This is a genomic window from Nonomuraea sp. NPDC003727 (assembly GCF_053586935.1).
In genome coordinates this window covers 72,051-86,181 of sequence record NZ_JBSFNE010000002.1, presented here as the reverse complement: position 1 = coordinate 86,181, position 14,131 = coordinate 72,051, and the positions used below count along the sequence as shown (strand labels likewise).

The window sequence follows — 14,131 nt, the reverse complement described above, 5'->3', positions numbered from 1 at the left end:
TGGGGGAGCGGCAGGTGCTGGCCGAGGTCTCCATGACCGTACGGCGGGGCGAGTGGCTGGCCGTGATCGGGCCCAACGGCGCGGGCAAGTCCACGCTGCTGCGCGCGATCATGGGGCTGGTGCCGTTCGCCGGATCGGTGCTGTTCGACGGGGCGCCGCCGGGCCGGCCGCGCGAGCGGGCCAGGACGGTCGCCTTCGCCCCCCAGACGCCCGCGCTTCCCGCCGACATGACCGTCTTCGACTACGCGCTGCTGGGCCGCACGCCGTACATCCCCTATCTCGGGCGGGAGAGCAGGCGCGACAGGGACGTGACCGCCGCCGTGCTCGACCGGCTCGACCTCGCGGGGCTGGCCGGGCGGCGGGTGGAGAACCTGTCGGGCGGCGAGCGGCAGCGGGTCGTGCTGGCCAGGGCGCTGGCCCAGGAGGCGCCGGTGCTGCTGCTCGACGAGCCCACCACCGCCCTCGACCTCGGTCACCAGCAGCAGGTCCTCGAACTGGTCGACCAGCTCAGGCTGGCCGACGGGCTGACCGTCGTCACCACCCTGCACGACCTGAGCCTCGCCGGACAGTACGCCGACCGGCTGCTCCTGCTCGCCGAAGGGCGCGCGATGGCCTCGGGCGCGCCGGTCCAGGTGCTCACCGAGGAGCTGGTGGGCAGGCACTTCGACGCGCATGTCAAGATCGAGCCGGGCCCCGACGGGCGGCCCGTCGTCCACCTGGTGAGGGGCCGTTGAAGCTGTCCTACCGGACCGAGGAAGGGGCCAGGCTCGGCTCGCTGCTGTGGGAGTTCGGGCCCGGCTGGCGGATGATCTCCTCCGCGATGCTCGGCGGCGGCATCGGCCCGCGTTCGTGGGTGCTGAACGCCCAGGTCGTCGCCGGATACTCGCGCATGGACCCGGTCGACCACCTGGTCTCCCTCGGCCCGGACGGGGAGGGCGTCGGGATGATGACCGCGGCCTCCGTCGACCGCTACACGACCGGCTCGGACGGCGGGGTCGAGGCGGTCGCGACCGTCGGCCTGCGCGTCCCCACCTGGGCCGCCGCCGCTCCCGACCACGTCGATCCCGAGCTGGCGCCCCTGCGGGTCGGCACGATCAACCTCATGATCACCGTCCCGGTGGCCATGACCGACGCGGCCCTGGTCAACGCGGTCATGACCGCGACCGAGGCCAAGACTCAGGCGCTCGTCGAGGCCGGCTTCCCCTGCACGGGCACCGCCTCCGACGCCGTCTGCGTCGCCGTTCCCGCGGCGGGCCCGGCGGAACTGTTCGGCGGCCCGCGCTCCGACTACGGCTCCAGGCTCGCCCGTGCCGTCCACGCCGCCGTACGGCAGGGCGCCGCCGAGTGGCGTCCGCGCGGCTGATCACTGACCCTGCGCTTCGCCCGCTCGCTCACCTCGGCGGCGTCCCCGCACGCGCGGCTGATCATCCACGGCTTCCGCTCGCGTCGTCCGTGGTGTCCCCGCGCGCGGCTGGTCACCCGCGCAGGCCGTAGTCCTCCCTGGCCGCCCGCGCGCTGACCCGGCCCGCCCGGACGTCGGCCGCCACCAGGGTCCGGTCCCTGAGCAGCGGCGAGCCCAGCCCGCCACCGCCGGTCGTCTCGACCACGAACGCCTCTCCCGCCTGGAACAGCACGTTGTTCGCCTTGGCCGGCAGCCGCTCGAGCGAGCCGTCCGCCCGCCGCCGGAAGAAGCCGCCCAGCCTGCCGGGCAGCCCGCCGTCCCGGCCGGGAGGGGCGTGGCGCAGCCGGTCGCCGCGCGTCGTGACATGGCACGGCGCGAGGAAACGCAGGACCGTGCGCGAGCCGAGCCCGCCCCGGTACGCGCCGGGACCGCCCGAGTCGGTGATGGTCTCGATCGACTCGACGACCAGCGGGCAGCGCGTCTCCACCGGTTCGGCCTGCGGCACGGAGTTGCGGCCGATGCCGAAGTGCACGCCCGTCGCGTCGGGCCCGTCCAGCCCGCGCCGCGCGCCCACGCCGCCGAAGTCGTAGGACAGGTGGATCCAGTACGGCGCGCCGACGGCGGCGATCGAGAACGGCTGGAGGATGCCGCTGGCGGCGATGGCCCGCTCCGGCATCGCGTCGGACAGCGCCTGGAAGATGGCCTCCATCGCCGCGTAGATCGGCACGAACCTGCCGCCGCACGGGTGCGGTGGCAGGGCGTTCAGCAGCGACCCCTCCGGCAGCAGGACGCTGATGGCGCGCAGGCAGCCGTCGTTCATGGGGATCGTGGGGTCGAGGAAGCAGCGCACGGCGAAGACGGCGGCGGCCAGCGACTGCGAGGCGGAGGCGTTGATCGCGGCGGGTACCTGCGGGTCGGTCCCCTCGAAGTCCACCACCACGTGCGCGGCGGCTCCCGACGGCGGGGGACCTGATGGCGAGCGGCCCGGTGATGAGCCGCCCGATGGTGAGCCGCTCGGTGACGAGGGGCCCGATGGTGAGCCGCTCGGTGACGAGGGGCCCGATGGCGAGCGGTCCGGTGATGAGCCGCCTGATGGCGAGGGGTCCGTGGACGGCGGGCCCGTCGTGACCGCGACCCTGACCGTGTGCGTCCGGTCCGGGTGGACGCCGTCGTCGTCGATCGGGTACGACCCGGTGAAGCGGCCACGCGGCAGGTCGGCCAGTGCGGCCCTGGTGCGCGCCTCGGTGTAGTCCAGGTAGGCGTCGATGCCGCGCGCCAGGCCTTCGGCTCCGTGCTCGGCGACGAGCGACGACATCCGGGCGGCGGCGACGGCGGTGCCCGCGACGAGCGCGCGCACGTCGCCCATCACCTTGTCGGGCGTGCGCGAGTTGGCGCGCAGGATGGCCTCGACGGCGGGATCCAGACCCGCCGCAGTGGCCAGCCGTACGGGAGGGAGCTGGAGGCCCTCGAGGAAGATGTCGGTCGCCAGCGGCGCCATGCCGCCCGCCGACAGGCCGCCCAGGTCCGAGACGTGGATCATGGTGGCGGTGAAGTAGGCCGGCCCGCCCGAGACGAAGACGGGCCGGTAGACGAGCAGGTCGTTGGTGTGGACGCCGCCGCGGTAGGCGTCGTTCAGCACGTAGACGTCGCCCTCCCGCATGGTGCCGGCGGGGTGGTCGGCCAGCAGGTACGGCAGGGCGACCTTGAGCGCCATGCTGTTCATCAGCGTGGTGGCCGTCGACTGGGCGATCAGCCGTCCCCTGGCGTCCAGGAGGGCGGCGGAGGCGTCGGAGCCCTCGACGATGAACGTGGAGTAGGCCGAGCGGACGACGACGATGCTCGCCTCCTCGGCCGCGACGACCAGGGCGTTGCGCAGGACCTCCGCGGTCAGGGTCATGCCCGGTCCTCCTGCCCGGTCGTCCTGGTGAGGACCACGGCCCCGTCGGACGCGAGGGCGGCGCTCCAGCCGGGCGGGACGACGATGGTCGACTCGGGGTCCTCGACGATGGCGGGGCCCGCCAGCCGGGTGAGCGCGGCGCGGGGCAGCACGGGCACCTCGGCGTAGCCGCCGCACTCGGCGAAGTAGGCGACCCTGCGGCCAGTGCCCCCCGCTCGTGTGCCCCCGGCTCCTGTGACCCCGACCCCGGCCCCTGTCGCCTCGGCTCCTGTCACCCCGCCCCCTGTGACACCGGCTCCTGTGACCCCGGCTCCGGCTCCGGGGAGCTCGCCGGTGGCTCGGGTCCCGGCAGCAGCGCTCGTGGCGGGGACGCTCAGCCGGAGGCGGAAACTGACCAGCTCGATCTCGCCCTCCTGCGCGATGCCGTACACCTGCCGGTACTTCTCGTGGAAGGCGCCGGCCACCGACGGCCCCCACGGGACGGTGAGCTCGTGCGCCTGGCCGCGGAAGCGGACGTCCACCGCGCGCTCGGCCCGCACGCCGGGAGCGCCGGCGGCGACGGCGAGGTCGTCGCGGGCCGCGGCCTCCAGGGCGGCGAAGACGGCCTCGGGATCGGCGGCCGACGGCGCGGACCGCACGCGCTCGGCCGTCAGCTCGCCGGCCAGCAGCCCGGCGGCCGAGGCGACGCCGCACAGGGCCGGCACCACGACCGTGCCGATGCCGAAGCGCTCGGCGACCCTGGCCGCGTGCATCGGGCCCGCGCCGCCGAAGGCCACCATGACGAACCCGCGCGGGTCGATCCCTCGCTGCACGGTCACCACGTGCACCGCCGATCCCATCGCCGCCGCGACGATCTCGTGGACGGCGTGCGCCGCCGCCGCGCGCGACACCCCGAGCGGCCCCGCCACCCTGTCCAGCGCCTTCTCCGCGAGGTCGGCGGAGAGCGGGAAGGCCGAGAAGGAGGCGGGGGAGAGGTAGCCGAGGACCAGGTTCGCGTCGGTGACCGTGGGGGCGGAGCCACCCAGCCCGTAGCAGGCCGGGCCGGGGGAGGAGCCCGCCGAGCGCGGCCCCACACGTAACGCGCCGGCCTGGTCCACCCACGCGACGCTGCCGCCGCCCGCGCCCACCTCGGCCAGGTCGATGGCAGGGGTCTTCACCGGCACGCCGGTGCCCGCCCGGCGACCGCCGAAGCTGCCCTTGCCGCCGACGTGGAACTCGTGGGTGATCTCGGGTCTGCCGTTCGTGATGACGCAGGTCTTGGCCGTGGTGCCGCCCATGTCGAAGGAGATCACCCGGGGGTGCCCGGTGCGCGCGGCGGCCAGCACGCCGGCCGCGGGGCCGGACTCGATCGTCGCCACCGCCCTGCGCGCGGCCTGGGCGGCGGACATGACGCCGCCCCCGGACTCCATGACGTGCACGGGGGCGGTGATGCCCAGCGCGGCGAGCCCTTCGCGGAGCCTGGTGAGGTAGGACGACATGAGCGGCCCCACGTAGGCCGACATGACGGTCGTCGTGGCGCGTTCGTACTCCCTGAGCTCCGGCCACACCTCCGACGAGATCACCACCTCGGGCACGTACTCCTTCAGCACGGCGGCCACCTGCCGCTCGTGGGTGGGGTCGGCGTAGGAGTGCACCAGGCACACCGCGGCCGAGGTGATGCCGCGGGCGGCGATCTCGCGGCCGGCCCGCCGTACGGACTCCTGGGAGAGCGGCACGAGCACCGAGCCGTCGGCGGCCACGCGCTCGTCCACCTCGAAGCAGTCCTCGGCGGCCACGGGTGGCGGCGGCGGGGTGAAGCGGAGGTCGTAGCGGTCCTCCTCGACGCGCGCGTAGCGGCCGAGCGGGAGCAGCGAGCGGAAGCCCCGCGTGGTCACGAAGGCGACGCGGGCGCCGGTGCGTTCGAGCACGGCGTTCGTGGCCAGGGTGGTGGCGTGGACGACCCTCTTGACCTTCGAGGGGGTGGCATAAAACAGCACTTGGGAGATACTGGACATGATGCCAGTGAGTGGGTCGTCAGGGGTGGTCAGACACTTCGCGACGGACACCTCGCCGTACGGGCCGTGCAGCACGGTGTCCGTGAATGTGCCGCCGACGTCAACCCCGATCTGGTATTCCACGTCGATACGGTAGGACTCAAGCAAGCGCTTGTCACGATTGACTTTCGGTGGGCGGTTGGGAGTCTGGTTCTGTCGTCGGTAGGGAGCTCGTTATGAGGCGTCTCGCAGTGCCCGGAGTGGCGGTCGCCCTCGCGATGTTGAGCGTGCCCCCGGCATTAGCGCATAACCACCCCAGCGGCATCACCGACCTGGTCACGCCCGCGGTGGCGCGGGTCGAGGCCAAGGCGATCATCGACATCACCCTGCTCGACCACGTCGGCGAGCTGCTCCACATCGAGCGCACCTACGACGTGCCCATCGGGACGGGCACCGGCACCGTGGTCAATCCCGACGGCACGCTCGTCACGCTCACCCAGGTCGTCCACACCGACAACGACCTGGCGGTCTACGCCGCGAACAAGGTGTTCGGCGACTACCACAAGGTGAACATCCCCGCCGACTTCGACCGGCACACGGTGTCGGACGATCAGCTCAACCACCATCTCCAGCTCTGCTACGACCTCAAGAGCAAGATGTCGACCTGCATCGTCGACATCAAGCAGGACATCACGGTGTTCCCGAACATCACGCCCGCCGGCCGGGGGTTCAAGGCCGAGGTCGTGAAGCTCGGCGACGACCCGCTGTCGCCGGCCGTCCTGCGGCCGACCTCGACGTCCGAGGGCGGCATCGGGATGCCCACGGCGCCGCTGGCCGACAAGGTGCCCGACAAGGTCGGCGCGCCGACCGCGGTCGCGGGATTCCTCGGCAGGCCGGCCGCCACGCAGCCCCTCAAGGTCGAGATCGCGCACCTCGGTCCCGGCGGAGCGGGTGAGGGCGGGCGGATCTTCGCCGACCCGCAGAAGAAGGTCGACGAGCCCGTCAAGCTCGGCAAGCTGATCGACCAGGGCATGCTCGGCGCGCCCGTCATCGGTGACAAGGACGGCCACGTCATCGGCCTGCTGGTCGGTGGTGGCACGGTGGCACGGATGATCGGCGTCAGGGAGATCACCTCCGCGCTGGCCGCCGCCAAGACGCCCGCGCGCAGGGGTCCGCTCGACGCCGCCTTCGAGGCGGCGCTGACCCGGTACCACACCCACAACTACACCGACGCCGCGCCGGCCTTCAAACGCGTGCTCGACTACTACCCGGGTCAGCCGGTGGCCCAGGCGCACCTGAAGGACTCACTGGCCAAGAAGGGCACGGCCCAGGACATCGGCGCCCGCAAGGCCACCGCGCCTCCGCCCACCAGCATCCCGCTGTGGCCGTTCGTCGTCGGGGCGGCGGTCCTGCTGGCGCTGGCCGCGGGGATCGCGGTGCTGCTGTGGCGGCGCCGCCGCAGGGCCGGACCCGAAGGAGAAGAACTGGAGGAGATGCAGCCGCAGGAGGTTCACGTCGGCGCACCGCCGCCTGATGACGGCGCCAATCCGACCGTGATGGTCAGACGATCGCAGAACTTCCCTGCGGTCCCACCGCAACAACCGCAGTCGCAGCCTGTGCTGACCGCACAGCAACAGGTGAAGTTCTGCACGTCCTGCGGTATGAAACTGGGCCCCGCGCACCGGTTCTGTGGCTACTGCGGCCACCCGATCGAAACGTGATGCACTTGAACGAGAGATCCCTGATCGGCCAGGAGGTCGCGGGATACTACATCGAGGACGTCATCGGCAAAGGCGGCATGGCGGTGGTCTACCTTGCGCTGGACCCCCGCCTGAGCCGCCGCGTGGCCCTGAAGATCCTCAATCCGCTCCTCAGCGTGGACGACCGCTTCCGTCAGCGCTTCATCCTGGAGTCGAGGACCGTCGCCAGCATCGAGCACCCCAACATCATCCCGATCTACGAGGCCAACTCCGACGAGAAGGGCGTGCTCTACATCTCGATGCGCTATGTGGACGGCCTCGACCTGCGCAGATTCATCTACGACCGGGGACCGATGCCGGTCGGTCAGGTCAACTCCATCGCCGCGCAGGTGGCCGCGGCACTGGACGCCGCCCACGCGCACGACCTGATCCACCGCGACGTGAAGCCGGCCAACATCCTGCTGGCGGGCGACCACGTCTACCTGACCGACTTCGGCATCACCAAGCACCGCACCTCGATCACCGGGCTCACGCAGACCGACCAGTTCATCGGCACACCGCGCTACATGTCGCCTGAGCAGATCAACAAGGAGCACATCGACGGCCGCGCCGACCAGTACGCGCTGGCCTGCGTCGTCTACGAGGCCCTGGCGGGGCGGATGCCGTTCGAACGCGACAACGACGTCGCCCTGCTGTGGGCGCACCTGGCCGAGGCGCCGACACCGCTGTCGCACCTGCGCCAGGAACTACCGCTCGAGGTCGACGGGGTGATGATGAAGGCGCTGGCGAAGTCGCCCGAACAGCGCTATCCCACCTGCACGGCGTTCGTCGGCGCGCTGCGCGACGCCATCAGCGGCGAGTACGCGCCCACGCGCCCGCAGCAGCAGACCGGCATCCCGCCGGAGGCCAAGACCCGTGCGGCCAAGCCCAGGACGGCCAAGCGCGCCGCCGGCGCCCCGCCGCGCAGGCGGAAGAAGCTGGTGCTCTTCCTGACCGGGGCGGTCGCCGTCCTCGCCGCGATCGCCGTCGCCGCCGTGCTCTTCCTGACCAACAGAAGCGAGGAGATGCGGGTCTACAAGCCGTCCGCCGCGGTGCCGATGAGCTTCGACTACCCCGAGAGCTGGACGGCCGAGACGCACCTGGACCTCTTCGCGCTGGCCTCGCCGAGCGCCCCGCAGTTCGAGTCGCTGTTCGTCGCGGGCCCTGACGCCGACTGGAAGGAGGTCCACGCCCTGGATCCGGCCGACACCCAAGGCGTGTTCGTCCAGCTGGCCGACACCTTCGATCCGAAGGCCGACCTGCAGACCATGCAGGAGACGCTCAACACGATGCTGCCGGGCAAGGTGACCTTCAACAGCGAACCCAGCAAGGCGCTGGTCGCCGGCCGGCCCGCCACCGAGTTCACGGGCTTCATGCAGAGCCCCGACCACTCCAGCGAGCTGAACGTGACGGGCTATCTCGTCGAGACGCCCTCCAAGCCGGCGCTCATCCTCTACTTCTGCGCGCCGGAAGCATGCGACCCCGAGACGCTGGCGAAGATCAAGACGAGCGTGGCGCTCACTTGAGCCTGACTTGGAGCCCGCTGTACCCCTATGGGCAAGAGCGTCCCCAACGTCTACTCTCCGCGTGTGGGTATTCGCATCGTCATCGCGGACGACCAGGCCATGGTCCGAGTGGGCCTGCGCATGGTCGTCGACAGCGAAGAGGGCATGGAGGTCGTCGGCGAGGCCGCCGACGGTCATGAGGCGCTGGCCGTGGTCAGGCGGACGCGTCCGGACATCGTGCTGATGGACATCTCCATGCCCCGCATGGACGGCCTCGCCGCGGCCAGGAAGATCTTCGAGGAGCCCGCGCCGCCGAAGGTCGTCATGCTGACGACGTTCGACACCGACGAGAACCTCTACGCCGCCCTGCGCGCCGGCACCAGCGGCTTCCTGCTCAAGGTGTCGCCGCCCGAGCAGCTCGTGGAGGCGATCAGGGTCGTGCACGCCGGTGACGCCCTGCTCGACCCCGCGGTGACCAGCCGGGTCATCGCCTCCTTCGCCGGGCGGCACGACCCCACCCCGCCGCCGCAGCTGGCCGACCTGACCCCGCGCGAGCTCGAGGTGCTGCGCCTGCTGGCCCGCGGGCTGACCAACGCCGAGATCGCCCGCGAGCTGTTCGTCGGGGAGGCCACGGTCAAGACGCACGTGGCCCGCGTGCTGATGAAGCTGCACCTGCGCGACCGGGCTCAGGCCGTCGTGTTCGCGTACGAGTCGGGCGTGGTCCGGCCGGGCGCCGCCATCGGGTAGTACGCGGCCCAGGCCGCGTCGCCCATGCGCAGCACCTTGAGGCCCGTCCAGCCCAGGGCGAGCACGGGCGCGCACCAGAAGGGCACGGTCAGCGGGCCGTACGGCACAGCGAAGGAGCCCAGGTAGCCTAGGGTGACGACCAGCGGCACCCACCAGCCGACGAAGCCGGACCGCCACACCGCCACGGTCAGCAGCGGCAGGCCGATCAGGCCGAGGAACATCCACGGCTGGAAGGCGCCCACGGTGATCGGCAGGCCGAGCATCTCGTCCATGATCTGCTGTGCCCGCTCCGGCGGGTAGTGCCGGCCCAGCCACCACTCGACCGGGTCGATGATCAGCATGCCGGACAGCGAGCTGTAGCCGATCACCGCCATGGCGGCGGCCACGTGGCCGAGCCTGGTGTTGCGGCGCCGGGTGAGGTGGGCCAGGCCGAGCGCGGCCACGGCCATCAGCAGCCAGCTCCAGTGGTAGAGCGCGGACTGCAGCTGGGCGAGGGTGGGGTTGACCCCGAAGCTGACCGCCTCGCGGTCGTCGCCCCACGTGCCCGGATCGACGACGACGGCGACCGCCTGCAGCAGCGGTGCGGTGATGAGGAGCGTGCCCGCCGCGATCCTGCGGAAGGCGACCTGGTTGTTGAGCATGCCAGGCACGCTAGGTCGCGCCGGGCCGCCGGTCGTCCGCCTGCTGACCGATCCGCCGTCACCCGGCCGGGGGAGCGGGACGCCACCCCTGTCTCGCGATTCGGGAGGGTATGGCGGTCCTTGCCCGTTCTATGTGTATATTTTCCGTAAGAGAGCGTCCGAAACAGGAGATTTTCATGCGAGCGTTCCCCAGGGTGCTGTTCGACGAGGCGCACAGCGAGTCGTGGACGATCAGGCGTGAGGTCGCCGAGGCCATCAATCCCGCCCACCCCGACGACAACAGCTACGCGCGCGCCGCCGGCCTGCTGCGCCGCCTGGGGCACCGGGTCACCTCCGGCAGCCTGGAGCAGCTCGCCGACCACGACGTCCTGGTGGTCGCCCACCCGTCGCAGCAGCGCTGGGAGCGGACCACCGGCCAGGGCAGCCCCGTCTTCACCGCCGACGAGCTCAACGCCATCGAGTCCTTCGTCGCCGACGGCGGCGGGCTCATCGTCCTGGCCGAGGAGGAGCAGGACAAGTACGGCAACAACCTGGCCGAGCTGCTCGCCCGCTTCGGCATCGGCATCACCCACACCACCGTTCGCGACCCCGGCAACGCCCACCGCGGCGTCGCCACCTGGGTGCTCGGCACCCCCTCCACCGGCGGCGTGCTCGCCGGCGTCGGCAGCGCCTGCTTCTACCGCTCCGGCGTGCTCACCGCCCGCGACGACGCCACCGTGCTGTTCACCACCTCCGCCACCGCCGACCCCGCGGGCGCGCCCCTGGCCGTCTCCGTCGAGTACGGCAAGGGCAAGGTCGTGGCCTTCGCCGACTCCGACCTGTTCGGCGACGACTCCATCGACGACTACGACCACCGCGCCCTGTGGGGCAACGTCGTGACGTGGGCGGCCCGGGTGCCGTCCGCCACCCGTCCGGCCGGCGCCCAGGACGAGGCCAAGTCCGAGCTGTTCGCCCAGCTCAAGGCCGTCGTCGAGGAGCTGCGCCCGCTCCAGGCCAAGGACGGCTCGGTCCCCGACGACAAGCAGGCCGCCGCCGCCCTCGTCGGCTACGTCTCCGACCTCGTGGGCCGCCTGTCCGGCTACTTCCCGCACGACGCCGCCTACCTGCAGGCCGTCCAGGCCGACCTGGCCAAGTGGCTGGAGCAGGGCCTCGGCGTGCCCGACTTCCTCGACTCGCTCAACCTCTTCCACCCCGACACCCAGCGCGTCGACGGCCTGGAGCACCTCGTGGTGTTCCCCATGTACACCCAGAACGGCAACCCCAACCGCAACCTCGAAGCGGTCTGGATCCGCACGATCTGGCCCGACTGGCTGGCCGAGCTCGAGTCCAACGGCTACGACAACCCGCTGTTCGTGCCGATCGCCTTCGAGGACTTCACCGCCGGCTACGACACCTTCTCGGCGGTGCTGTTCCCCGAGACCGTCGCGGTACGGCAGGCGCCCGAGCGCTTCACCTGGGGCGGCATCTTCGCCGACCGGGAGGCCGCGCGCTTCCGCTCGGTCAGCAGCGCCGCCGCCCGGACGCTCAAGCTGGACCTGCCGCCGGACGCGGCCAGGCTGCTGGAGTCGCAGGAACTGGCCCAGGACACCTTCGTCATGTGGGACCTCATCCACGACCGCACCCACAGCCACGGCGACCTGCCGTTCGACCCCTTCATGATCAAGCAGCGCATGCCGTACTGGCTGTACTCGCTGGAGGAGCTGCGCTGCGACCTCACCGCGTTCGGCGAGGCGGTCAAGCTGGAGGCGGCGGGCGTGCCGCACGCGCGCTACGTGCAGCTGGCGATCCTGTTCGACCGGCTCTTCCGCTTCCCCATCACCGGTGAGCGGGTGCGCAACTACGACGGGCTCGGCGGCCAGCTGCTGTTCGCCTACCTGCACCGCAACGACATCATCAGGTGGACCGACAACCGGCTGTCGATCGACTGGAACCGCGTCGCCGACGGCGTGGCCGACCTGCGCGGCGAGGTGGAGAAGCTCTACCGCGACAGCATCGACCGCGCCAAGATGGCGCACTGGATCGCCGCCTACGAGCTGGTCACCGCCTACGTCGAGCCGCACCCCCGTTCGGTGTGGAAGACCGGCCGGCTTCCCGAGGAGCAGAAGGCCATGGTCGACGCCGTGCTGCCCGACGAGTTCCCCCTGAGCATGTTCTACGAGGCCCTCCGCCGTAAGCTCGGTGACGTCGTCGAGTCCACGAAGGGGATCCGAGCATGATCCTTCTGATCACAGGTGCGGCCGGGCCGACCGGGCAGGCCGTCGCCAAGCACTTCACCGAGAACGGTCACACGGTCATCGGTGTGGACAAGGACGACGTCGACCTGCTCGACCGCGGCGCCGTCCAGGCACTGGCCGAGCGCATCGAGGCCGAGCACGGCCAGGTCGACGGCGTCGTCCACCTGGTCGGCGGGTGGCGTGGCGGCAAGACGTTCGCCGACACCGACCTGGAGGACTGGGCCGTCCTGCACGACCTGCTGGTCCGCACCCTCCAGCACGTGACGCTGGCCTTCGAGCCGCTGCTCAGGAAGTCCGACAACGGCCGGTTCGTCATCGTGTCGGCCAAGGCGGCCGAGAAGCCCACCGCGGGCGGCGCCTGCTACGCGGCGGCCAAGGCCGCCGCCGAGGCGTGGACGTTCTCGCTGGCCGACGCGTTGAAGGACACCGGTTCGGCGGCCACCGTCCTCGTGGTCAAGGCGCTGCTGAACGACGCCATGAAGGCCGCCAAGCCGGAGGCGAAGTTCGCCGGGTTCACCCACGTCGATACCCTCGCCGAGGCGGTCGCGCAGCTGTACGAGCGGCCCGCCGACGAGATCAACGGCATCCGATTGGACCTCACCCAGTGATTCCCCGCCACGACCCCGCTCTCAAGGCGTTCGCCAGCGACAACTACGCAGGCGTGCACCCGGAGATCCTCCAGGCCATCGTCACGGCCAACGAGGGCCACCAGATCTCCTACGGAGAGGACGTCTACACCGAGGCGTTGCAGGAGATCTTCAGGAGCCACTTCGGCGCCGGAGCCCAGACCTACCCGGTCTTCAACGGCACCGCGGCCAACGTCGTCTCGCTGCGCGCCATGACCCGGCAGTGGGAGGCCGTGGTCTGCGCCGACACCGCGCACATCCACACCGACGAGGGCGGCGCGCCCGAGGTCGTGGGCGGCATCAAGCTGTTCACCGTGCCCACGCCCGACGGCAAGCTCACGCCCGCCCTCATCGACACCCAGGCGTGGGGTTTCGGCGACGTCCACCGGGCCCAGCCCAAGGTCGTCTCGATCTCCAACACCACCGAGCTCGGCACCCTCTACACGCCGGACGAGATCGCGGCCATCTGCGAGCACGCCCACGGGCTGGGGATGACCGTCCACCTCGACGGCTCCAGGCTCACCAACGCCGCCGCCGCGCTGGACGTGCCGCTGCGCGCGCTGACCACCGACGCGGGCGTGGACGTGCTCTCCTTCGGCGGCACCAAGATCGGCCTGCTGTACGGCGAGGCCGTCGTCGTGCTCAACCCCGAGGCGGCCACCGGCGTCGACTACCTGCGCAAGACGTTCATGCAGCTGGCCTCGAAGATGCGCTTCGTCTCAGCGCAGTTCGAGGCCCTGCTGTCGGGCGACCTGTGGCTGCGCAACGCCCGGCAGGCCAACGCCATGGGGGCGCGGCTGGCCGCGGCCGTCCGCGACATCCCCGGCGTGGAACTGTCGAGGGAGGCGCAGGCCAACGCGGTCTTCGTGCGCCTGCCCCAGGACGTCACCGAGCGGCTGCAGAAGCGGTTCCGCTTCTACACCTGGAACGCGGCCACCGGCGAGGTGCGCTGGATGTGCTCCTTCGACACCACCGAGGCCGACGTCGACGCCTTCGCCGCCGCCGTGGCCGAGGAGCTTCAGGGCGAGCCGCCGATCTCCTTCTCGTAGGCGGTCAGCTGCTGCTCCAGGGCCTTCATCAGCTCGAAGACCTGGCTCGGCGGAATTCTGATACGGCTGACGATCCGAGTCGGGACGCTCACCACGGGCTGTCCCGACTCGGGCTCCTCCGACAGCTGCGGCGGCCTGGTGATCACCGCGAAGTCGAGCACGAACCCGTCGCGGGTGTGCCAGACGGAGGCGAAGTTGGCGTACTGCCCCGCCTCCACCTCCGGCGAGATGCTGACCTCCAGGCGGCTTTCGGGCTCTCCCATGTCGCCATCGTGCCCCATTTTCCGGATCCACGGCATGGTCACGCGCCGCTACCAC

At 71.4% G+C, this 14,131-nt stretch carries 11 protein-coding genes and 1 pseudogene; 8 read left to right on the top strand and 4 right to left on the bottom strand.

Annotation, left to right across the window (positions count from 1 at the left end):
* Nucleotides 1–17 precede the first annotated feature (17 nt).
* Together ACWDLG_RS05665 and ACWDLG_RS05660 are read left to right on the top strand one after the other, a co-directional pair.
* Nucleotides 18–734, top strand: a pseudogene (locus ACWDLG_RS05665) (ABC transporter ATP-binding protein); the annotation flags it as partial.
* The gene (locus ACWDLG_RS05660; RefSeq protein ID WP_449916341.1) at nt 731–1,363 is read left to right on the top strand and encodes an adenosylcobinamide amidohydrolase; all 633 of its coding nucleotides are present in this window, start codon (nt 731–733) and stop codon (nt 1,361–1,363) included. The pseudogene ACWDLG_RS05665 and the gene ACWDLG_RS05660, both read left to right, overlap by 4 nt.
* Nucleotides 1,364–1,475: 112 nt before the next feature.
* Here ACWDLG_RS05660 and ACWDLG_RS05655 read toward each other — a convergent pair whose 3' ends face one another.
* Together ACWDLG_RS05655 and ACWDLG_RS05650 are read right to left on the bottom strand one after the other, a co-directional pair.
* Nucleotides 1,476–3,299, bottom strand: coding sequence for a hydantoinase B/oxoprolinase family protein (locus tag ACWDLG_RS05655; RefSeq protein ID WP_449916338.1), 1,824 nt, complete (start codon nt 3,297–3,299; stop codon nt 1,476–1,478).
* Entirely contained in the window at nt 3,296–5,416 is a 2,121-nt protein-coding gene (locus ACWDLG_RS05650) for a hydantoinase/oxoprolinase family protein (RefSeq protein ID WP_449916336.1), read from the bottom strand. Before ACWDLG_RS05650 ends, ACWDLG_RS05655 begins: the two co-directional genes overlap by 4 nt.
* 92 nt (nt 5,417–5,508) lie before the next feature.
* Between ACWDLG_RS05650 and ACWDLG_RS05645 the strand changes: the two genes are divergently transcribed.
* The 3 genes from ACWDLG_RS05645 to ACWDLG_RS05635 all read left to right on the top strand — a co-directional run bounded on the left by ACWDLG_RS05645 (nt 5,509) and on the right by ACWDLG_RS05635 (nt 9,263).
* Entirely contained in the window at nt 5,509–6,993 is a 1,485-nt protein-coding gene (locus tag ACWDLG_RS05645) for a hypothetical protein (RefSeq protein WP_449916333.1), read from the top strand.
* Nucleotides 6,993–8,537 carry a serine/threonine protein kinase gene (locus ACWDLG_RS05640; RefSeq protein WP_449917550.1) on the top strand — a complete coding sequence of 515 codons (1,545 nt, stop codon included), beginning with the start codon at nt 6,993–6,995 and terminating at the stop codon, nt 8,535–8,537. Before ACWDLG_RS05645 ends, ACWDLG_RS05640 begins: the two co-directional genes overlap by 1 nt.
* A 63-nt stretch (nt 8,538–8,600) precedes the next feature.
* Nucleotides 8,601–9,263 carry a response regulator transcription factor gene (locus ACWDLG_RS05635; protein ID WP_354913003.1) on the top strand — a complete coding sequence of 221 codons (663 nt, stop codon included), beginning with the start codon at nt 8,601–8,603 and terminating at the stop codon, nt 9,261–9,263.
* Here the strand turns inward: ACWDLG_RS05635 and ACWDLG_RS05630 are convergent.
* Nucleotides 9,203–9,904 (bottom strand): hypothetical protein, encoded by a 702-nt coding sequence (locus ACWDLG_RS05630; RefSeq protein ID WP_449916329.1) that lies wholly within the window; start codon nt 9,902–9,904, stop codon nt 9,203–9,205. The genes ACWDLG_RS05635 and ACWDLG_RS05630 overlap by 61 nt on opposite strands.
* A gap of 176 nt (nt 9,905–10,080) precedes the next feature.
* Here ACWDLG_RS05630 and ACWDLG_RS05625 point away from each other — a divergent pair, with 176 nt between their 5' ends.
* Genes ACWDLG_RS05625 through ACWDLG_RS05615 form a run of 3 tightly spaced genes read left to right on the top strand, consistent with a single transcriptional unit; the run spans nt 10,081 to nt 13,813 of the window.
* Nucleotides 10,081–12,120 (top strand): DUF6421 family protein, encoded by a 2,040-nt coding sequence (locus ACWDLG_RS05625; protein ID WP_449916327.1) that lies wholly within the window; start codon nt 10,081–10,083, stop codon nt 12,118–12,120.
* Nucleotides 12,117–12,746, top strand: a complete 630-nt coding sequence (locus ACWDLG_RS05620; RefSeq protein ID WP_449916324.1) for an SDR family NAD(P)-dependent oxidoreductase — start codon at nt 12,117–12,119, stop codon at nt 12,744–12,746. Before ACWDLG_RS05625 ends, ACWDLG_RS05620 begins: the two co-directional genes overlap by 4 nt.
* Complete coding sequence (locus tag ACWDLG_RS05615; RefSeq protein ID WP_449916321.1) at nt 12,743–13,813, top strand: threonine aldolase family protein; 1,071 nt, start codon at nt 12,743–12,745, stop codon at nt 13,811–13,813. Before ACWDLG_RS05620 ends, ACWDLG_RS05615 begins: the two co-directional genes overlap by 4 nt.
* Here the strand turns inward: ACWDLG_RS05615 and ACWDLG_RS05610 are convergent.
* The gene (locus ACWDLG_RS05610) at nt 13,783–14,076 is read right to left on the bottom strand and encodes a DUF3467 domain-containing protein (RefSeq protein ID WP_449916318.1); all 294 of its coding nucleotides are present in this window, start codon (nt 14,074–14,076) and stop codon (nt 13,783–13,785) included. The two genes, ACWDLG_RS05615 and ACWDLG_RS05610, sit on opposite strands and share 31 nt — an antisense overlap.
* Nucleotides 14,077–14,131: the final 55 nt, after the last annotated feature.